This window comes from Burkholderia anthina, assembly GCF_001547525.1.
Classification (GTDB): domain Bacteria; phylum Pseudomonadota; class Gammaproteobacteria; order Burkholderiales; family Burkholderiaceae; genus Burkholderia; species Burkholderia semiarida.
The window spans coordinates 2,821,682-2,840,445 of sequence record NZ_CM003768.1; the positions used below are offsets into that span (position 1 = coordinate 2,821,682).

Here is an 18,764-nt window from a genome sequence, read left to right on the forward strand (position 1 = left end):
CCGCGAATGGAAAACAAATCACATGCGTTCTGGGCCGGCCTGTTCACGATCGCGCTGACGCTCGCGATCGCGGGCACCGTGTTCTGGTTCAACGTCGACCGCACCGTGCGCGTGCCGTACGACCTGCTCGCGCGCACCAACGTGACGGGGCTCTTTCCGGACGCGGCCGTGCGCTTTCGCGGCCTCGACGTCGGCAAGGTGCAGTCGATCGGCTTCGATCGCACGCATCCGGGCCAGATCCGGATCCGCATCCTCGTCGATCACGACGCGCCGATCACGCAGTCGACCTACGGCAGCCTCGGCTTCCAGGGCGTGACCGGCATCGCGTTCGTGCAGTTGGAGGATACGGGGCGCGATCTGTCGCCGCTGCCGTCGTCGCCGAAGGCGATCGCGCAGATCCCGATGCGGCCGAGCCTGTTCGACCAGATCCAGGAACGCGGCGACGTGCTGCTGCGGCAGCTCGAACTGGCCGCGAAAAGCGCGAACGCGCTGATGTCGCCCGAGATGCGCGAGCAGTTGCGTGCGACCGCCGAAAGCCTGCAGCACGCGGCCGACGGCGCCGCGACGCTGACGAAGCAGCTCGGCCCGGCCGTCACCGCGCTGCCGGAGACGATGCACGAGGTGAACCGCGCGATGGCGTCGGCGAACACGCTGCTGCAGCCGAACGGGCCGCTCGTGTCGAACCTGAACAAGGCCGGCACGGCCGCCGAGCAGGTCGGCGTCGCGCTGAACGGCCTCAACGCGCGCGTGCAGTACGACACGCTGCCGCGCTTCAATGCGCTGGCCGACAGCGTCGGCGACGCGTCGCGGCAATTGAAGGACGTCGCCGGTGAACTCGGCCGCAACCCGCGCAGTCTGTTGTTCGGATCGCCCGGCGCGGCGCCCGGGCCGGGCGAAGCGGGCTTCGTCTGGCCGGGTGCGACGGCCGGGCACTGACGCCCATCGAAACCGGAAACCTTACGCAGGAATACGCCATGCCACGAATCCTTGACCGCGCGCTGCGCCCGGCAGCGGCCGCGCTTGCCGCACTGACGCTCGCGGCGGCGGCCGGCTGCGCCGGCAACAGCGCGGTGCTGTCGAACATCCGCTACGACCTCGGGCCTGCGTCGTCGGTGGCGACCACCGGTTCGGGCCCCGCGCTGAAGGTGCTCGACGTCGCCGCGCCCGACGCGCTCGATTCCGACAAGTTCGCGTACCGCCTCGCCTATGCCGATGCGCAGCACGTGGCCGTCTATCGCGACAGCCGCTGGACCGCGCCGCCCGCGCAACTGCTCACGCAGCGCCTGCGCGGCGCGCTGTCGTCGCGCGGCACGGTGCTCGAAGGCGTCGACGGCGTGCGCGCGCCGACCCTCAAGGTCGACCTGAGCGAATTCGAGCAGGTCTTCGACGGGCAGTCGCAAAGCCACGGCGCGGTGACCGCGCGCGCGACGCTGACGCTCGACGGCAAGGTGCTCGGCCAGCGCACGTTCGTCGCGCGCGCGCCGTCGAGCACGCCCGACGCGGCCGGCGGCGCGCGTGCGCTCGCCGCGGCCAGCGACGAACTCGTGTCGCAGATCGCCGCGTGGGTCGGCGTGCAGGCGTACGCGGGCACGCCGTGACGCCCGACGCGCAGCCGCGATTGCATCCGCGATTGCATCCGCGATTGCATCCGCGATGAACGTGCCGGGCACGCATCGCGCGTCGCCGCTCGCGCGGCAGGCGTTTGCCGCTTACGCGGCGCTGATCGTCTATGCGTCGCTGTATCCGTTCGATGGCTGGGTGTCGCTCGGCATCGGTCCGTTCGATTACCTGCTCGCGCCGATGCAGCGCTACGTGACGGCGTTCGACGTGGTCACGAACGTGCTCGGCTATCTGCCGTTCGGCGCGCTCGGCGTGCTGGCGCTGCACCCGCGCTGGCGCGGCGTGGCCGCGACGCTGATCGCGGGCGCGCTCGGCGTGCTGCTGTCGGGCGCGATGGAAGCGCTGCAGACCTACCTGCCGACGCGCGTCGCATCGAATCTCGATCTCGGCGCCAACGCGCTCGGCGCGCTGCTGGGCGCGGCGCTCGCCGCGCCGGCCACCGGCGCGCTGCTCGACCGCGGCGTGCTGCGCCGGCTGCGCTTCGCGTGGCTCGAGGCCGACGGCTCGACGCCGCTGCTGCTCGCCGCGCTGTGGCCGTTCGCGATCGTGTTTCCGTCGCCGTTCCTGTTCGGCATCGGCGACTGGCCGGCCGCGCTGTGGGAGCGCGCCGACGCGTCGATGCAGGACGCGCTGCTCGCGTGGCTGCCGGCCGCGTGGCACGTCAGCGAATGGCCCGAGCGGGTCGACGGCTGGCTGTCCGATTCCGCGTGGGAAGCCGTGCTCGGCGGGCTGATGCTGTTCGCGGCGCTGGCGATCGCGTCGCTCGCGATGCGCCCGCGCGCGCCGCGCATCCGGCTGCTGATCGCGCTGGTGGTCGCCACGCTCGTGCTGAAGGCGGCCGCGACGTTCATGCAGTCGGCTACCGGCCTCGTCGTCGTGTGGGCGACGCCCGGCGCGCGGCTCGGCATCGAGCTCGGTTTCGCGGCGGCGCTCGTCGCCTTGCGCGTGCCGGCAACGTGGCGCGCGATGCTCGCGGCGCTCGCGCTCTTGGCCGGCGTCGCGCTCGTGAACCTGCTGCCGGTCAACCCGTTCTTCGACTTCACGCTGTCGGGCTGGCGGCAGGGTCGCTACGTGCACTTCAACAGCCTCGCGCGCTGGCTCGCGTGGATCTGGCCCTACGCGGCGCTGATCTGGCTCGGCCAGCGCGTCGAGCACGCGTGGCTGCCGGCCGCGCTGCGCCGCTGACGCGGCAGCCGGTGGCGGCCGCGCCGCGGGCAGCCGCGTGCGCCGGTCGCTATAATCGTCCGCATCCTCCGTTGCCGCGTCGCGCAACGGCAATTCATCGCCCCTCTTTGCGCACGGCCTCGCGCCGGGCCGCTCGTCATCACCATGGATTCCTACTACCAGCACCACGTCTTCTTCTGCCTGAACCAGCGCGATCCGGGCGCCGAGCGTCCGAGCTGCGCGCAATGCAATGCGCAGACCATGCAGGAATACGCGAAAAAGCGCGTGAAGGAGCTCGGTCTCGCGGGGCCCGGCAAGGTCCGCATCAACAAGGCCGGCTGCCTCGACCGCTGCGAGGAAGGGCCGGTGATGGTCGTGTATCCGGAAGGCACGTGGTACACGTACGTCGACCAGGCCGACATCGACGAGATCGTCGAGTCGCACCTGCGCGACGGCAACGTCGTCGACCGCCTGAAGATCTGAGCGGGCCGGCGCAATGAACGTTCATACGCAGAAATCGCTGATCGCGGGCCCGGTCGGCCAGATCGAAATCGCGGTCGACCTGCCCGACGCCGTGCGCGAGGGCGGCGCCGCGCCGCGCGGCATCGCGCTCGTCGCGCATCCGCATCCGCTGTTCGGCGGCACGATGGACAACAAGGTCGCGCAAACACTGGCGCGCACGCTCGTGCAGCTGAACTACGTCGTCTACCGGTCGAACTTCCGCGGCGTCGGCGCGACCGAAGGCGTGCACGACAACGGCACGGGCGAGGCCGACGACCTGCTCGCGGTGCTCGCGCACATGCGCGCGCAGCCCGCGTATGCGGATCTGCCGCTCGTGCTCGCGGGTTTCTCGTTCGGCACCTTCGTGCTCTCGCACGTCGCGAAGCGCCTGCGCGACGCGGGCGAGACGATCGAGCGGATGGTGTTCGTCGGCACGGCCGCGAGCCGCTGGCAGGTGGCCGACGTGCCCGAGAACACGCTCGTGATCCACGGCGAGACCGACGACACGGTGCCGATCGCGTCGGTGTACGACTGGGCGCGGCCGCAGGAGCTGCCGGTCGTCGTGATTCCCGGCGCCGAGCATTTCCTTCATCGCAAGCTGCACGTGCTGAAGCGCATCATCGTCGACGCGTGGCGCTAGCCCGCATGCGGGCGCCGGCCTGAGCCCGGCGCCCGTATCACGTACCGGCGCATCCGGTCGATGCGCACTCCTTGCCGCGCGCAACCTCGCGCGACATCGCGCCGCACCGCGCGGCGCCGGCTCAGGGGCCGCGCAACGCGACTTGCACGCCGCCTGCGCCCGCCTTTCGCGCGGCTTCGCGCATGCCTGCCCGCTGCATTCCCGTGTCATGCTCTCGCAGCCGATAGCCGGGCGCCTGCCGCCAGGTTCGCGAAAACGCCGTTCGCGGCCACGTATAATGGCCGCTTCCGCGTTGCCCGCGGCCCGGCTGGGCCCATGCGGCGCTCGTTTCGCCGCCTGTCCGCCCGCTCGCGACGGCCGCGAACCGAACGCGCCCGCACGAGTCCAACCGGCGCGTTTCGCGTCGCCCGACGGTGTCGGGCGAGCGCCCGACACGCCCGCCGCCTTGCCGTTCAACCCTGCGCGTTTCGCACCGCACTTTCTGCCATCAGCCTGAATCGATCATGCGTCTGTCTTCCCAAGGCCTCAAGTCCCTCGCTTCCTCCATCGCCTTCGGCACCGCCGCGCGCAACGTCGCGCTCGGCGTGATGCTGCCCGTCGCGCTCGCCTCGACGATCGTCGTCGCCGAGGCGAAGCCGGCCGCCAAGGCCAAGGCCGCGCATGCGGCGCCGGCCGCCGAGCAGTTCACCGGCGCGCCCGCGACCTACATGCCGGGCGCGGTGCCGCCGCCGGGCGTGAACGCGCGCTCGTGGGTGCTCGTCGACGCGACGAGCAACACGGTGCTCGCATCGGGCAACGCGGACGAACGCGTCGAGCCGGCGTCGCTGACGAAGCTGATGACGGCGTACCTCGTGTTCGAGGCGCTCGACAAGAAGAAGATCTCGATGGAGCAGATCGTCACGCCGAGCGAGGCCGTGCGCCGCGTCGGCCGCGACGAGTCGCGCATGTTCATCGAGGCGAACAAGCCGGTGTCCGTGCACGACCTCGTGTACGGGATGATCATCCAGTCGGGCAACGATGCCGCGATCGCGCTGGCCGAACTCGTCGGCGGCAGCGAAGGGCAGTTCGTCACGATGATGAACGACGAGGCGCAGCGCCTCGGCATGAAGGGCACGCACTTCGCCGACGTGAACGGCATGCCCGACCCGAACCACTACACGACGGCCGGCGACCTCGCGAAGCTGTCCGCCCACCTGATCCGCGATTTTCCGCAGTACTACGGCATCTTCTCGGAGAAGGAATTCAAGTACAACAACATCCGCCAGGGCAACCGCAACCGGCTGCTGTGGCTCGACCCGACGGTCGACGGCCTGAAGACGGGCCACACGCAGGCGGCCGGCTACTGCCTGATCGCATCGGCCAAGCGCGCGATTCCGGGCGTCGACGGCCAGCGGCGCCTCGTGTCGGTGATGATGGGCGAGCAGAAGGAAAGCGACCGCACGCAGGACAGCATGAAGATGCTGAACTACGGCTACAGCGCGTTCGATTCGGTGCGCCTGTTCAAGGGCGGTCAGGCGATCTCGACGCCGCGCATCTACAAGGGCAAGGACAACACCGTGCAGGTCGGCGTGAAGAGCGACCAGTGGGCGACCGTGCCGCGCGGCCTCGGCGACAAGGTCAAGACCGAAGTGGACGTCAACGCGCCGCTGATCGCGCCGCTCGCGCAAGGCCAGCAGGTCGGCACCGTGAAGATCGTCGCCGACGGCAAGACGCTGTCCGAATTCCCGGTCGTCGCGCTGCAGGCGGTGCCGGAAGCGGGTATCTTCGGTCGTATCTGGGACTCGATCCTGCTGATGTTCAGCAAGAAGAAGTAAGCGCGACGGGCCTTTGTTTTCACGACTTCATCCCCATCTGACATAGCCATGAGCCAAGCCGAATTCGAACCGATCGTCTACCTCAGCGTCTCGTCGCAGGAGGAACTGGTGCCGCTGTCCGAAGCCCGTGTGCCGGTGCTCGACCGCGGATTCATCTTCGGCGACGGCGTGTATGAAGTCGTCCCCGTTTATGCGCACGACGGCGCGCACGTGCCGTTCCGGATCGAGCAGCATCTGGAGCGGCTCGCGCGCAGCCTGAAGAAGATCGGCATCGACAACCCGCACGACGCGGCGGGCTGGCGCGCGCTGATCGAGCGGCTGGTCGCGGCGAACGCCGAAGGCCTCGGCGACGGCAACGCGCTCGTCTACCTGCAGGTGACGCGCGGCGTCGCGAAGCGCGGCCACGCGTTCCCGGCGAATGCGGTGCCGACGGTGTTCGCGATGACGAGCCCGCTGCGGCTGCCGTCGGAAGAGGAGCGCGCGAGGGGCGTGCGCTGCGTGACGGCCGAGGATCGCCGCTGGCTGCATTGCGACATCAAGTCGATCTCGCTGCTCGGCAACGTATTGATGGCGCAGCATGCGGCCGAACGCGATGCGTTCGAGACGATCCAGCTGCGCGACGACAACGTGACCGAAGGGTCGTCGTCGAACGTGTGGATCGTGAAGAACGGCGAACTGTTCGCGCCGCCGCGCAGCAACAGGATCCTCGAAGGGATCCGCTATGCGCTCGTCGAGCAGTTGGCCGAGGAATGCGGGATCCGGTTCGTGGCGCGCGAGATCAGCGAGGTCGAACTGCGCTCGGCGGACGAAATCATGATCACGTCGGCCACGAAGGAAATCCTGCCTGTCACGTCGCTCGACGATCTGCCCGTGCAGGGCGGCAAGCCGGGGCCCGTGTTCGCGGCGTTGTACGACGCGTACCAGCGTGCGAAGGCACGCGAGTTTGAACAGTTTGACCTAACCCGGAGAAAGTGATGAGCGAACCGACCAAAACCGTCGAGGTGACCGGCGCGATCGAGACCCGGAAGGAGTCGCTGCTGGAGTTTCCGTGCGATTTCCCGATCAAGATCATGGGCAAGGCGCACCCCGAGTTCAAGGACACGATCTTCAAGGTCGTCGCCGTTCACGACAACGAGATCGACGTGGAGAAGATCGAGGAGCGCGCATCGAGCGGCGGCAATTACACGGGCCTCACGATCACCGTGCGCGCGACGAGCCAGGAACAGCTCGACAACATCTACCGCGCGCTGACCGGCCATCCGATGGTCAAGGTCGTCCTTTAAGCGTCCGTTCCGGCGCACGGGATCAGCGCAAACGGCCGCTGATCCCTTTCCATCCTCCCTCCAGCGCGCACTCGGCGGGGCATTTCCCCGCCGCGCGCCGCGCGTCCAGCTCGTCGCACAGCCGCTTGAATTCGGCCACTTCCTCGAACAGCCAGGTCCGGAACGCCTGCACGCGCGGCGTGTTCAGCAGCGGCGGCGGACACACGAAAAAATAGTGCCACGGGCTCGGCCCGTCGATGTCGAACAGGCGCACGATGCGCCCGTCGAGCAGGTCGTGCACCGCGAGCGAGCGGCGCACCAGCGCGATGCCCTGGCCCTCGATCGCGGCCAGCAGCAGGTTCGACGAATCCTGGTACAGGATCCCGCGTTTCGGCTCGGTCAACGTATCGAGCCCGGCCGCGTCGAACCACGGCCGCCACAGTTCGTCGTCCGAGCGCAGCAGCGGGTAGTGCACGAGATCGGCGGGCGTTTGCGGCAGCTTGCCGCCGTTCAGCGTCGGCGCGCACGCGGGAAAGAACACCTCCTCGAACAGCGGCTCCACATGGAGCCCCGGATAGCTGCCGAAGCCGAAGCGGATCGCGAGATCGACGTCGTCGCGCGCGAAATCGGTGAGCGAGTTGGTCGACTGCAGCTCGACGTCGATTTCCGGATGCCGTTCGATGAACGTACCGATGCGCGGCGTGATGAAGCGCGCGGCGAACGACGACAGCATCGACACCACCAGCCGCCGGTCGCGGTCGCTCGCGCGCACGTCGCGCGTCGCGTCGGCGATCACCATCAGTGCGGTGCGGATCTGCTGCGCATAGCGCATGCCGGCGTCGGTCAGGCACAGCCGCTTGCCGTTGCGGATGAACAGCTGCACGCCGAGCTCCTCCTCGAGCGCGCGCACCTGGTGGCTGACCGCACCGTGCGTGACGAACAGCTCGTCGGCGGCGCGCGAGAAGTTCTCGTGGCGGGCGGCGGCCTCGAACGCGCGAATCGCGTTCAGCGCCGGGAGCTGGCGGAGGTCCATTTGCTAATTTTCCTCACATCGTCGTGAAAATTGGTCGTTTGGTCGGACGCCTTTGAATGACTACGATTGTAGCCATCGAAGCACTTATTGGCGGAGTCGATCATGCAAGAAATCTCTTCAAGCATCACGTTCGAAATTCCCCCGGGCGAAACCGTGCCGATGAAGGTGCAACGCAGCACGCGGCTGACCGTCCAGTGCGGGCCGGTCTGGGCGACGCGCAGCAACGACGTCGACGACTACTTCCTGGCCGACGGCGAGACGCTCAAGCTGCGCCGCGGCGAACGGCTGTGGCTCAGCGCGGAAGGCCGCGAGGGCGCGTGTGTCGCGTTCTCGGTGTCGCGGCCGCCGCGGGAGGTCGCGCTCGGCGGGCTGACCCGACTGCGCGAACGCGTGAGCGCGCTGTTCCACGACGGCTGGCGCACTGTCTGACCCTCGTTTCATCCGACGGATACCGGCGATCCGTCCCCCTGCCCAGGCCGGCGAGACCCACGGGTTTTCGGTAAACTACCGCCCATGTCCGTTTCGCCGGTTTCCATCGTGTCCACGCCTGTCGCCGTTTCCGCATCGCCCGCCGGAGCCCCGGATCGGCCGGCCCACCCGGTCACCGTGCGGTGGCGGGGCCGCGAGGCGTACGAAGCGAGCTTCGACGCGATGCGCGCGTTCACCGACACGCGCACGGCCGACACCGGCGACGAGATCTGGGTGGTCGAGCATCCGCCCGTCTACACGCTCGGCCAGGCCGGCGACCCCGCGCACCTGCTGGTGGCCGACAGCGGCGTGCCGCTCGTGAAGGTCGACCGCGGCGGGCAAATCACCTACCACGGCCCCGGCCAGATCGTCGTCTACCTGCTGCTGGACTTGCGCCGGCGCAAGCTGATGGTGCGCACGCTCGTGACGAAGATCGAGGAGGCCGTGATCGAAACCCTCGCGGCGTATAATCTCGCTTCGGTCCGCAAGGCGGGCGCGCCGGGGATCTACGTGGCATCCGGCGTGCACGAGGGCGCGAAAATCGCCGCGCTCGGCCTGAAGATCCGCAACGGCTGCAGCTATCACGGGCTGAGCCTGAACGTGAAGATGGATCTGCGCCCGTTTCTTGCGATCAATCCGTGCGGCTATGCCGGACTGGAAACCGTCGACATGGCGAGCCTCGAGGTTGCCGCCGACTGGAACGACGTCGCCCACACGCTGGTGGGGCGTCTGATCGCCAACCTCGACGGCGCACCCGCGGCCGCCGACAAGCCGCACGCACTGGAACAATCGAATGACTGACGTTACCGCTTCTCCCGCACCGGCCGATTCGGCCGCGACCCCGGCCTACGATCCGACCGCCAAGCAGAAGGCGCAGGCGAAGACGGCGCGCATTCCGATCAAGGTCATTCCGATCGAGAAGCTGAAGAAGCCCGAGTGGATCCGCGTGAAGGCGGCCACCGGCAGCTCGCGCTTCAACGAGATCAAGACGATCCTGCGCGAGCACAACCTGCACACCGTGTGCGAGGAAGCGAGCTGCCCGAACATCGGCGAATGCTTCGGCAAGGGCACCGCGACGTTCATGATCATGGGCGACAAGTGCACGCGCCGCTGCCCGTTCTGCGACGTCGGCCACGGCCGTCCCGATCCGCTCGACGCGGACGAACCGAAGAACCTCGCGCGCACGATCGCCGCGTTGAAGCTCAAGTACGTGGTGATCACGAGCGTCGACCGCGACGACCTGCGCGACGGCGGCGCCGCCCACTTCGTCGAATGCATCCGCGAAGTGCGCGAGCAGTCGCCCGACACGCGCATCGAGATCCTGACGCCGGATTTCCGCGGCCGTCTCGACCGCGCGATCTCGATCCTGAACGCCGCGCCGCCCGACGTGATGAACCACAACCTCGAAACGGTGCCGCGCCTGTACAAGGAAGCGCGCCCGGGTTCGGACTACGCGCACTCGCTGAAACTGCTGAAGGACTTCAAGGCGCTGCATCCGGACGTCGCGACGAAGTCGGGCCTGATGGTCGGCCTCGGCGAGACCGAAGAGGAAATCCTGCAGGTGATGCGCGACCTGCGCGCGCACGACGTCGACATGCTGACGATCGGCCAGTACCTGCAGCCGTCCGAGCACCACCTGCCGGTGCGGGCTTACGTGCATCCCGATACGTTCAAGATGTACGAGGAAGAGGCGTACAAGATGGGCTTCACGCACGCGGCCGTCGGTGCGATGGTGCGCTCGAGCTATCACGCCGATCTGCAGGCGCATGGGGCGGGGGTGGTCTGAGCGCCGCGTTCGCGTCCATCGGCAGAAGTCCCGCAATTCACAAAGCCCGCAGCGATGCGGGCTTTTTCGTTGGCGCGGCGGTTCTCCCTGCCTGTGCACGGCAATCGCTACCCGACCGGACGCGCAATCCGGTCGAGCATGAAAAGCAAAGCTGAAACGGCATCGATAGCTTCGCAGGATAAATTCGCTCCCGCCGCGCGCAAAGCCCGTAAAGTCGGCTCTCCCGCAGCAATGCCCGTATTCCGAAGGAGAGCCGCATGTCCCGTTTCAGCTTCGTCCGCCGCGCAGTCGTCGCGCTGACCGCCTTTGCCGCGCTCGGCGCGGCGCACGCCGAATCGCGCGAGGTCGTGATCGCGTACCAGGACATGGTCGTGCCGTGGCGCTACGCGCAGGCGAGCGGTGAAGTCGAAAAGGCGACCGGCTACAAGGTCACGTTCCGCAAGCTCGACAGCGGCGCCGACGTGATCCGCGCGCTCGCGTCGGGCTCCGTGCAGCTCGGCGAAGCCGGGTCGAGCCCGATCGCGGCCGGCCTGTCGCAGGGGCTCGACATCTCGCTGTTCTGGGTGCTCGACAACATCAACGACGCCGAGGCGCTCGTCGCGCGCAACGGCTCGGGCGTCACGAGCATCGCGGCGTTGAAGGGCAAGAAGATCGGCGTGCCGTTCGTGTCGACGTCGCATTTCCATACGCTCGTCGCGCTGCAGGCCGCGGGCGTCAATCCGAACGACGTGAAGATCGTCAACCTGCGTCCGCCCGAAGTCGCGGCCGCATGGACGCGCGGCGACATCGACGCGACCTATATCTGGGATCCGGTGCTCGCGAAGGTCAAGCAGTCGGGCACCGTGCTGACGACGTCCGGCCAGGTGGCGAAAGAAAGTGGCAAGGCGACCTTCGACGGCTTCGTCGTGAGCCGCAAGTTCGCGCGCGAGAACCCCGAATTCGTCACGCGTTTCGTGAAGGTGCTCGCGGCCGCGGACGCCGACTACCGCGCGCACGCGGCGGCGTGGAAGGTCGGCTCGCCGCAGGTCGCGGCGGTCGCGAAGGTGTCCGGCGCGAACGCGCAGGACGTGCCGGCCAGCCTCGCGCTCTACGCGTTCCCGACGGCGGCCGAGCAGGCTTCGCCGACGTGGCTCGGCGGCGGCGCGCAATCGGGCGCCGCGAAGTCGCTCGCGGCCACGGCCACGTTCCTCAAATCGCAAGGCACGATCCAGACGGTGCTCGCCGACTATTCGGTCGGCGTCGATCCGCAGTTCGTGCAGAAGGCCGCGCGCTGAGCGCGGCCGTTCAGCCCACTCGTCGCGGAGCCCTTCGATCATGAGCACGCTGGAAGTCCGTCAGGTATCGGTCGCCTACCCGGGCGAGCGCGGCAGGCCGACGACGCAGGCGCTCGCGCGCGTCGACCTGCGCATCGATGCCGGTGAATTCGTCGTCGCGCTCGGCGCATCCGGGTGCGGAAAGACGACGCTGCTCAACTGCATGGCAGGCTTCGTCGCGCCGACGACGGGCGACGTGCGTGTCGACGGCGTGCCGGTCACGGGCCCCGGCGCCGATCGCGGCGTCGTGTTCCAGAAATACGCGCTGCTGCCGTGGCTCGACGTGCTCGACAACGTCGCGCTCGGGCTGCGCTTCGCGCGCGTGCCGAAGGCCGAGCGCGAAGCGCGGGCGCGCGAGATGCTCGCGCTCGTCGGCCTCGAGCGTCATGCGCATGCGCGCGTGTACGAGCTGTCGGGGGGGATGCAGCAGCGCGTCGGCATCGCGCGTGCGCTCGCGAGCGACCCGCGCGTGCTGCTGATGGACGAGCCGATGGGCGCGCTCGACGCGATGACGCGCGGCACGATGCAGGCGCTCGTGCTCGACGTGTGGGCGCGGACCGGCAAGACGGTGTTCTTCATCACGCACGACGTGGAGGAGGCGTTGTTCCTCGCGACGCGTCTCGTCGTGATGACGCCGGGCCCGGGGCGCATCGCAGAAACCTTCGCGCTGCCGTTCGCTCGGCGTTACGTCGAATCGCGCGATGCGCGCGCGGTGAAGTCGTCGCCGGAATTCATCGGCTGGCGCGAGCGGCTGATCGCGTATCTGCATCGCGACGACGCGGTCGCGGAGCCCGCGTGATGAGCGAACTCGCGCGACACGGCGTGGCCGTCGGGCGCGGCCGGAACAGCACTTTGCACAGGCAGGACGACATGAGCACGCAGGATTCCTGGGCGGCCGATCGCGCGCCCGCCGATTTCGAAGAACGGGATGCGCGCGCGGCGCAGCGGCGCCACGCGGCGCGTCCCGCACGCCCATCGCACCGCTACCGGTTGCCGGGGCAAGGGAAAACGGCCGCGCTCAGCACGGCGACGATCGCGGCGCTGGCCGTGCTGTGGTGGGTCGCGACGCATCTGCAGTGGCTGCCGCCGCTGTTCCTGCCCGCGCCCGAAGCGGTGTGGACCGCGTTCGTCGACGCGTGGCACGGCCGTATCCAGGGCGGCCTGCCGCTGTCCGACCATCTGTTGTGGAGTGCCGCGCGCGTGTTCGGCGCGTTCGTGCTCGCAACCGCGATCGGCGTGCCGGCCGGCATCCTGATGGGCGTGAGCCGCGTCGCGCGCGGCGTGCTCGATCCGCTGCTGGAGTTCTATCGGCCGCTGCCGCCGCTCGCGTATCTGCCGCTCGTCGTGATCTGGTTCGGCATCGACGAGACGGCGAAGCTCGTCGTGATCTTCCTCGCGTGCTTCGCGCCGATCGCGATGGCCGCGCGCGCCGGCGTGCGCGCGGCGACGGTCGAACAGATCAACGCCGCGTATTCGCTCGGCGGCAGCTTCGCGCAGATCGTGCGCCACGTGGTGCTGCCCGCCGCGCTGCCGGAAATCCTCACCGGGCTGCGGATCGCGATCGGGTTCGGCTGGACGACGCTCGTCGCGGCCGAGATGGTCGCCGCGACGGCCGGGCTCGGGCAGATGGTGCTCAACGCATCGAGCTTCCTGCGCACCGACATCGTCGTGATGGGCATCCTGATCATCGGCGCGATCGCGTGGCTGTTCGATCTCGCGATGCGCTGGGTCGAGCGGCGCGTGGTGCCGTGGAAGGGAAGGGGTTGACGTCATGCAGGCAGCGGCGGCGCACGCGCGTCGCCGCTGCCTGTCGCACTCAATCCCCCATCGCGACCCCTTCCCGCCGCGGATCGGCCCCGCCGAACCACACCGTCTGCCCCTGCACGTTCAGCCGCTGGATGCCCTGCAGCCCCGAGTTCATCTCGACGACCCGCACGTCGTGCCCGCGGCCCTTCAGCCCGTCGGCGAGTGCGTCCGACACGCGGCCGCGTTCGAGCTGCGTCGGCCCGTTCATCGACCCGAAGTTCGGCAGCGCGATCGCCTGCTGCATCGTCATGCCCCAGTCGAGCACGCCGACCAGCGTCTTCGCGACGTGATTGATGATCGCGGGGCCGCCGGCCGAGCCGACGATCATCGTCACCTGCTTCGTCTTCTTGTCGAACACGAGTTCCGGCGACATCGCCGAGCGCGGCCGCTTGCCGGGCTGCACGCGATTGGCGACCGGCCGGTCGTTCTCGCTCGACACGAACGAGAAATCGGTCAACTGGTTGTTCAGCATGAAGCCGCGCACCATCAGCCGCGAGCCGAACGCATCCTCGATGCTGGTCGTCATCGACAGCGCCTGGCCGTAGCGGTCGACGATCGCGATGTCGGACGTCGACGGCAATTCGGGGCTGCGGTCGTCGGCCAGCGCGAGCGTCGCGCCCTGCGGCGTGCCGGCCTGCGCGACGCCCATGCTGGTGTCGCCGATCAGCCGCGCACGCTGCGCGAGATAGGCCTTGTCGGTGAGGCTCGCCCAGTTGCCGCCCGGCAGCGGCACGAAATCGGGATCGGCGACGTAGCGCGCGCGGTCCGCATACGCGAGGCGCCCGGCCTCGCTGAACAGATGCGCGGCGAACGGCGTCGGCTCGTAGCCGACTTCGTTGCGCACCGGCTTCTGCGCGCCGATCTGCTGCCAGTCGGGCATCGCCTCGAGCATGCCGAGCATCTGCGCGATCGCGAGGCCGCCCGACGACGGCGGCGGCATTCCGCACACGACCGAGCGCCGGTAGTCGGCGCACAGCGGCGCACGCACCTTCGCCTGGTAGCGCGCGAGATCCTGCAGCGACAGCAGCCCGGGGTTGGTCGGGTGCTTGCGCACCTTCGCGACGATGTCGCGCGCGATCGCGCCGTTGTAGAACGCGTTCGCGCCGCGGTCGGCGACCTGGCGCAGCACGGTCGCGAGCGCCGGGTTCTTCAGCACCGTGCCGGCGGCCTTCGGCGTGCCGTCGGCGTTGTAGAAATAGGCGCGGGCCGCCGGATCGTTCTTCAGGTACCTGTCGTTCGCGATCAGCATCGCCAGGCGCGGGCTGATCGTGAAGCCGCGCTCGGCGAGCCGGATGGCCGGCTGGAACAGCCGCCGCCACGGCAGCTTGCCGTGCGCGCGGTGCGCGGCGTCGAGCATGCGCAGCACGCCCGGCGTGCCGACCGAGCGTCCGCCGACGACGCCTTCGTAGAAACTCATCGGCTGGCCGGTCGGCCCGTAGAAGAGGCGCTCGGTCGCGGCGGCCGGCGCGGTTTCGCGGCCGTCGTACGCCTGCGTCGCCTTGCCGTCGAAGTACAGCATGAACGCGCCGCCGCCGATGCCCGACGATTGCGGCTCGACGAGCGCGAGCACCATCTGCGTCGCGATCGCCGCGTCGATCGCGGTGCCGCCCGCCTTCAGCATGTCGTAGCCGGCCTGTGTCGCGAGCGGGTTCGCGGCCGCGATCATGAAGTGCTGCGAGGTCCAGCCCGGCTTGTCGGTCCAGCCGGACGACAGCTCGGGCGCGTGGAAGCCGGGCAGCGGCACGGCCGCGCCCGATGCGGCGGCGACGGGCACCACCGCGCTCGACGACGGCGCGGACGGGGACGTGCAGCCGGCGCCGAACGTGACGAGCGCGACGGCGGCAGCGAGCGTCCAAGGACGCGAATGCGGACGAATCCGGTCGAACATTGAACCCTCGGCAGCAGTGAATTCGAACGAGACGGCGGCGCTGATGTCGACGTTGCCGTCGGCACGGGCGCAGCGGCGCCGCCCGCCCCGGCGCGCTATTGTCGCCGCGCGCCCGGCGGCTTGTCATCCGACAGGAAACCCTGACGCATCCCGCCGGGCCCGCCCCGGCCGGTCTTTCCGGCCTGTTCGAGGATGAACTCTATGAACGTGGCGGTGGCGCGCGTGTGGTGGCGGTTCGGCATGTACAGCATGTACATGTGCGTGCCGAAGATGCTGAGCCGGTACGCGTCGAGCGACGTGACGACGGCGCCGTGCCGCAGGTCGTCCTGCATCACGTAGTCGGGCACGATGCCGACGCCGATCCCCGCGAGGATCGCCTGGCGCAGGAACAGGAAGTTCTCCGAAATCAGCGTCGGTTCGAGCAGCACCTCGTGGCGCTCGTCGCCGAGATACGCGGCGATCCGCAACTGCCGGCCGAGCACCGTCGCGGTGACGACCGGCGCGGCGGCCAGCGCGCCGAGCGTCGCCGGCATCCCGTGCGCGGCCGCGAACGCGGGCGACGCGCACGCGACGTAGCGCACCGCGCCCATGTCGCGCGCGACGAGGTTCTGCGGCGGCTCCGACATCACGCGGATCGCGATGTCGACTTCGTCGCGCATCAGGTCTTCCACGCGATTCTCGAATACCACGTCGAGCACGATGCCCGGATGCCGCCGCTTGAACGCGAGCAGCCACTCGGACATCACCATCTGCCCATAGCCGCTCGGCACCGACAGCCGCACGCGGCCCTGCAGGTCCTGCCCGAGCGTCGTCACCGATTCCTGCGCGGCCAGCAATTCGTTGCGGATGCGCCGGCCATGCTCGTACAGCTTGAGCCCGATCTCGGTCGGCTCGATGCGCCGCGTCGTGCGCCGCACGAGCTGCTGGCCGATCGAGCGTTCGAGCTGGTTCAGCCGGTAGCTGACGTTCGCCCGGCTCATCTTGAGCCGCTGCGCGGCCTTGCTGAGATTGCCCGCGTCGAGGATCTCGACGAGCAGCGTCAGCGCGTTCAGGTCCATCCGGGGTCTCCTGATCCGTCCCGCTTAAAGGGCCGAAACAACGGCTCGAAACGGTTCGAAAGCATTCAATGTCAAGTCGGACTTGACAGCTTGTAAAGGCGCGCGGGAATTGTCAATGAATCTCGATCAATCGAGAATCGAGTCATGCCCGGCAACCACGCCGGACCGTTTCCCGCCGCGCGGGACCCCGCTCGCGAACCGGCGTCGCCCGCCGAGCCGGCGGCCGGTCCCGCTCGCCCGGCGCACCGCACCTGGAGACACGATGAATTCACCCGCTTCCCCCGAAACATCCGCCACCGCCACCGGCACCGTCACGCGCGAACGGCGCGACAAGGTGCTCGTCGTCACGATCGATCACCCGCCCGTCAACGCGTTGTCCGCCGACGTGCGGCGCGGCCTCGCCGACGCGATCGACGCCGCGCAGGCCGACGACGCGATCCGCGCGGTGCTGATCGTCGGCGCCGGCCGCAACTTCATCGCGGGCGCCGACATCCGCGAATTCGGCAAGCCGCCAGTGCCGCCGTCGCTGCCCGACGTGTGCGAGCGGATCGAATCGGGCGCGAAGCCGGTCGTGGTCGCGCTGCACGGCGCGACGCTCGGCGGCGGCCTCGAGGTCGCGCTCGCCGCGCATTACCGGCTCGCGGTGCCCGGCGCGAAGCTCGGGCTGCCCGAAGTGACGCTCGGCCTGCTGCCCGGCGCGGGCGGCACGCAGCGCGCGCCGCGCCTGATCGGCGCGAAGGCCGCGCTCGACCTGATGCTGACGGGCCGCCATGCGAGCGCGGAGGAAGCGCTCGCGCTCGGCCTCGTCGATCGCATCGCGCACAGCGACGACACGCTCGCCGAAGGGCTCGCCTATGCGCAGGAACTCGTGTCGCTCGGCGCGCCGGTGCGCCGCACGCGCGACGCGCAGGGCCTCGCCGACCGTGCGGCCGCGCAGGCCGCGATCGATGCGGCGCGCGCGGAATTGCCGAAGAAGTCGCGTGGCCTTTTCTCGCCGGCGAAGATCGTCGACGCGGTCGAGGCCGCGCTCACGCAGTCGTTCGACGCGGGGATGAAGCTCGAACGCGGCCTGTTCCTGCAGTGCGTCGACAGCCCGCAGCGCGCGGGCCTCGTGCATGCGTTCTTCGCGGAACGCGAGGCGGCGAAGGCGCCCGAGGCGCGGCACGCGAGCGCACGGCCGGTCGAGCGGATCGGCGTGGTCGGCGGCGGCACGATGGGCGCGGGCATCGCGGTCGCGGCGCTCGACGCCGGGCTGCCGGTGACGATGATCGAGCGCGACGAAGCGTCGCTCGCGCGCGGCCGGGCGCACGTCGAGAAGGTGTACGACGGCCTCGTCGCGAAAGGGCGGATGACGCCGGCCGCGCACGCGGCGCGCCTCGCGCGCTTCAAGGGCAGCACGTCGTACGACGCGCTCGCGCAGGCCGACGTCGTGATCGAGGCCGTGTTCGAGGACATGGCCGTGAAGCAGGCGGTGTTCGCCGAACTCGCCCGCGTGTGCAAGCCGGGCGCGGTGCTCGCGACCAACACGTCGTATCTCGACATCGACGCGCTCGCCGCGAGCATCGACCGGCCGGCCGACGTGATCGGCCTGCATTTCTTCTCGCCGGCCAACGTGATGAAGCTGCTCGAGATCGTCGTGCCGAAGCGCGTGAGCGCGGACGTCGTCGCGACCGCGTTCGCGCTGGCCAGGCAGTTGAAGAAGACGCCGGTGCGCGCGGGTGTGTGCGACGGCTTCATCGGCAACCGGATCCTCGCCGTCTATCGCACCGCGGCCGACTACCTGATGGAAGACGGCGCGTCGCCGTACCAGATCGATCGCGCGGTGCGCGAGTTCGGCTTCCCGATGGGCCCGTTCCAGGTGGTCGACCTCGCGGGCGGCGACATCGGCTGGGCGACCCGCAAGCGCCGCGCGGCGACGCGCGATCCGAACGCGCGCTACGTGGAGATTTCCGACCGGCTGTGCGAGCGCGGCTGGTTCGGGCAGAAGACCGGCCGCGGCTACTACCTGTATCCGGACGGCGCGCGTGTCGGCACGCCCGACCCGGAAGTCGACGCGATCGTCGCGGAAGAACGCGCGAAGAAGGGCATCACGCCGCGCACGTTCACCGATGAAGCAATCCTGCGCCGCTACCTCGCCGCGATGATCAACGAAGGCGCGAACGTCGTGCACGAGAAGATCGCGCTGCGCCCGCTCGACGTCGACGCGGTGTTCCTGTACGGCTACGGTTTTCCGCGTTACCGCGGCGGCCCGATGCACTACGCGGACACGGTCGGCCTCGCGAACGTGCTCGCCGATATCCGCGCGTTCGCGAAGGAAGATCCGCTGTTCTGGAAGCCGTCGCCGCTGCTCGTCGATCTCGTCGCGCGCGGCGCGGATTTCGCGAGCCTGAACCGCATCGACTGAACGCCCA

Annotated in this window: 18 protein-coding genes; 15 read left to right on the forward strand and 3 right to left on the reverse strand. The window is 69.4% G+C overall.

Annotation, left to right across the window (positions count from 1 at the left end):
* The first annotated feature begins 6 nt into the window (after positions 1-6).
* The 8 genes from WS64_RS12865 (at position 7) to WS64_RS12900 (ending at position 7,022) form a co-directional block, all read left to right on the forward strand.
* Positions 7-936 (forward strand): MlaD family protein, encoded by a 930-nt coding sequence (locus WS64_RS12865; RefSeq protein WP_059575996.1) that lies wholly within the window; start codon positions 7-9, stop codon positions 934-936.
* A 38-nt stretch (positions 937-974) separates the two neighbouring features.
* Positions 975-1,598 carry an ABC-type transport auxiliary lipoprotein family protein gene (locus tag WS64_RS12870; protein ID WP_059642764.1) on the forward strand — a complete coding sequence of 208 codons (624 nt, stop codon included), beginning with the start codon at positions 975-977 and terminating at the stop codon, positions 1,596-1,598.
* 55 nt (positions 1,599-1,653) lie between these two features.
* Positions 1,654-2,805, forward strand: a complete 1,152-nt coding sequence (locus WS64_RS12875; RefSeq protein ID WP_060312439.1) for a VanZ family protein — start codon at positions 1,654-1,656, stop codon at positions 2,803-2,805.
* Between the two features lie 144 nt (positions 2,806-2,949).
* Positions 2,950-3,267: a (2Fe-2S) ferredoxin domain-containing protein gene (locus WS64_RS12880; RefSeq protein WP_050018157.1), complete on the forward strand. Its 318-nt coding sequence runs from the start codon at positions 2,950-2,952 to the stop codon at positions 3,265-3,267.
* A gap of 13 nt (positions 3,268-3,280) precedes the next feature.
* Positions 3,281-3,925 (forward strand): alpha/beta hydrolase, encoded by a 645-nt coding sequence (locus WS64_RS12885; protein WP_012329296.1) that lies wholly within the window; start codon positions 3,281-3,283, stop codon positions 3,923-3,925.
* Between the two features lie 503 nt (positions 3,926-4,428).
* A complete protein-coding gene (locus WS64_RS12890) occupies positions 4,429-5,739 on the forward strand; it encodes a D-alanyl-D-alanine carboxypeptidase family protein (RefSeq protein ID WP_059642762.1) in 1,311 nt (436 codons plus the stop codon).
* Between the two features lie 48 nt (positions 5,740-5,787).
* Positions 5,788-6,714 carry a D-amino acid aminotransferase gene (locus tag WS64_RS12895; protein WP_059642758.1) on the forward strand — a complete coding sequence of 309 codons (927 nt, stop codon included), beginning with the start codon at positions 5,788-5,790 and terminating at the stop codon, positions 6,712-6,714.
* Entirely contained in the window at positions 6,714-7,022 is a 309-nt protein-coding gene (locus tag WS64_RS12900) for an HP0495 family protein (RefSeq protein ID WP_011546305.1), read from the forward strand. Before WS64_RS12895 ends, WS64_RS12900 begins: the two co-directional genes overlap by 1 nt.
* 22 nt (positions 7,023-7,044) lie before the next feature.
* Here WS64_RS12900 and WS64_RS12905 read toward each other — a convergent pair whose 3' ends face one another.
* Positions 7,045-8,034: a transcriptional regulator GcvA gene (locus WS64_RS12905; protein ID WP_060966602.1), complete on the reverse strand. Its 990-nt coding sequence runs from the start codon at positions 8,032-8,034 to the stop codon at positions 7,045-7,047.
* A gap of 102 nt (positions 8,035-8,136) precedes the next feature.
* On the opposite strand from WS64_RS12905, the gene WS64_RS12910 reads away from it, so the two are divergent.
* The 6 genes from WS64_RS12910 to WS64_RS12935 all read left to right on the forward strand — a co-directional run bounded on the left by WS64_RS12910 (position 8,137) and on the right by WS64_RS12935 (position 13,368).
* On the forward strand, positions 8,137-8,463 hold the full coding sequence (locus tag WS64_RS12910) for a DUF2917 domain-containing protein (RefSeq protein ID WP_059642796.1): 327 nt from the start codon (positions 8,137-8,139) through the stop codon (positions 8,461-8,463).
* An 84-nt stretch (positions 8,464-8,547) separates the two neighbouring features.
* Entirely contained in the window at positions 8,548-9,303 is a 756-nt protein-coding gene (lipB, locus tag WS64_RS12915) for a lipoyl(octanoyl) transferase LipB (protein ID WP_059642751.1), read from the forward strand.
* Positions 9,296-10,288 carry a lipoyl synthase gene (gene lipA / locus WS64_RS12920; RefSeq protein WP_059576014.1) on the forward strand — a complete coding sequence of 331 codons (993 nt, stop codon included), beginning with the start codon at positions 9,296-9,298 and terminating at the stop codon, positions 10,286-10,288. The genes lipB and lipA overlap by 8 nt, the downstream gene beginning before the upstream one ends.
* A gap of 257 nt (positions 10,289-10,545) precedes the next feature.
* Positions 10,546-11,562 (forward strand): taurine ABC transporter substrate-binding protein, encoded by a 1,017-nt coding sequence (tauA, locus tag WS64_RS12925; RefSeq protein ID WP_060966603.1) that lies wholly within the window; start codon positions 10,546-10,548, stop codon positions 11,560-11,562.
* A 40-nt stretch (positions 11,563-11,602) separates the two neighbouring features.
* The gene (locus tag WS64_RS12930; protein WP_059576019.1) at positions 11,603-12,400 is read left to right on the forward strand and encodes a taurine ABC transporter ATP-binding protein; all 798 of its coding nucleotides are present in this window, start codon (positions 11,603-11,605) and stop codon (positions 12,398-12,400) included.
* The gene (locus WS64_RS12935) at positions 12,400-13,368 is read left to right on the forward strand and encodes an ABC transporter permease subunit (RefSeq protein WP_059642742.1); all 969 of its coding nucleotides are present in this window, start codon (positions 12,400-12,402) and stop codon (positions 13,366-13,368) included. The genes WS64_RS12930 and WS64_RS12935 overlap by 1 nt, the downstream gene beginning before the upstream one ends.
* 49 nt (positions 13,369-13,417) lie before the next feature.
* Here WS64_RS12935 and ggt read toward each other — a convergent pair whose 3' ends face one another.
* Positions 13,418-15,295: a gamma-glutamyltransferase gene (gene ggt / locus WS64_RS12940; RefSeq protein WP_060966604.1), complete on the reverse strand. Its 1,878-nt coding sequence runs from the start codon at positions 15,293-15,295 to the stop codon at positions 13,418-13,420.
* Between the two features lie 95 nt (positions 15,296-15,390).
* Complete coding sequence (locus tag WS64_RS12945) at positions 15,391-16,353, reverse strand: LysR family transcriptional regulator (RefSeq protein WP_060966605.1); 963 nt, start codon at positions 16,351-16,353, stop codon at positions 15,391-15,393.
* Positions 16,354-16,615: 262 nt separating this feature from the next.
* Here WS64_RS12945 and WS64_RS12950 point away from each other — a divergent pair, with 262 nt between their 5' ends.
* Entirely contained in the window at positions 16,616-18,757 is a 2,142-nt protein-coding gene (locus tag WS64_RS12950; RefSeq protein ID WP_060966606.1) for a 3-hydroxyacyl-CoA dehydrogenase NAD-binding domain-containing protein, read from the forward strand.
* The last annotated feature ends 7 nt before the right edge of the window (positions 18,758-18,764 follow it).

Excerpts from the sequence above, each read along its gene's own strand:
- WS64_RS12865 (WP_059575996.1), top strand. The coding sequence starts at position 7 with ATGGAAAACAAATCACATGCGTTCTGGGCCGGCCTGTTCACGATCGCG.
- WS64_RS12870 (WP_059642764.1), top strand. The coding sequence starts at position 975 with ATGCCACGAATCCTTGACCGCGCGCTGCGCCCGGCAGCGGCCGCGCTT.
- WS64_RS12875 (WP_060312439.1), top strand. The coding sequence starts at position 1,654 with ATGAACGTGCCGGGCACGCATCGCGCGTCGCCGCTCGCGCGGCAGGCG.
- WS64_RS12880 (WP_050018157.1), top strand. The coding sequence starts at position 2,950 with ATGGATTCCTACTACCAGCACCACGTCTTCTTCTGCCTGAACCAGCGC.
- WS64_RS12885 (WP_012329296.1), top strand. The coding sequence starts at position 3,281 with ATGAACGTTCATACGCAGAAATCGCTGATCGCGGGCCCGGTCGGCCAG.
- WS64_RS12890 (WP_059642762.1), top strand. The coding sequence starts at position 4,429 with ATGCGTCTGTCTTCCCAAGGCCTCAAGTCCCTCGCTTCCTCCATCGCC.
- WS64_RS12895 (WP_059642758.1), top strand. The coding sequence starts at position 5,788 with ATGAGCCAAGCCGAATTCGAACCGATCGTCTACCTCAGCGTCTCGTCG.
- WS64_RS12900 (WP_011546305.1), top strand. The coding sequence starts at position 6,714 with ATGAGCGAACCGACCAAAACCGTCGAGGTGACCGGCGCGATCGAGACC.
- WS64_RS12905 (WP_060966602.1), bottom strand. The coding sequence starts at position 8,034 with ATGGACCTCCGCCAGCTCCCGGCGCTGAACGCGATTCGCGCGTTCGAG.
- WS64_RS12910 (WP_059642796.1), top strand. The coding sequence starts at position 8,137 with ATGCAAGAAATCTCTTCAAGCATCACGTTCGAAATTCCCCCGGGCGAA.
- lipB (WP_059642751.1), top strand. The coding sequence starts at position 8,548 with ATGTCCGTTTCGCCGGTTTCCATCGTGTCCACGCCTGTCGCCGTTTCC.
- lipA (WP_059576014.1), top strand. The coding sequence starts at position 9,296 with ATGACTGACGTTACCGCTTCTCCCGCACCGGCCGATTCGGCCGCGACC.
- tauA (WP_060966603.1), top strand. The coding sequence starts at position 10,546 with ATGTCCCGTTTCAGCTTCGTCCGCCGCGCAGTCGTCGCGCTGACCGCC.
- WS64_RS12930 (WP_059576019.1), top strand. The coding sequence starts at position 11,603 with ATGAGCACGCTGGAAGTCCGTCAGGTATCGGTCGCCTACCCGGGCGAG.
- WS64_RS12935 (WP_059642742.1), top strand. The coding sequence starts at position 12,400 with ATGAGCGAACTCGCGCGACACGGCGTGGCCGTCGGGCGCGGCCGGAAC.
- ggt (WP_060966604.1), bottom strand. The coding sequence starts at position 15,295 with ATGTTCGACCGGATTCGTCCGCATTCGCGTCCTTGGACGCTCGCTGCC.
- WS64_RS12945 (WP_060966605.1), bottom strand. The coding sequence starts at position 16,353 with ATGGACCTGAACGCGCTGACGCTGCTCGTCGAGATCCTCGACGCGGGC.
- WS64_RS12950 (WP_060966606.1), top strand. The coding sequence starts at position 16,616 with ATGAATTCACCCGCTTCCCCCGAAACATCCGCCACCGCCACCGGCACC.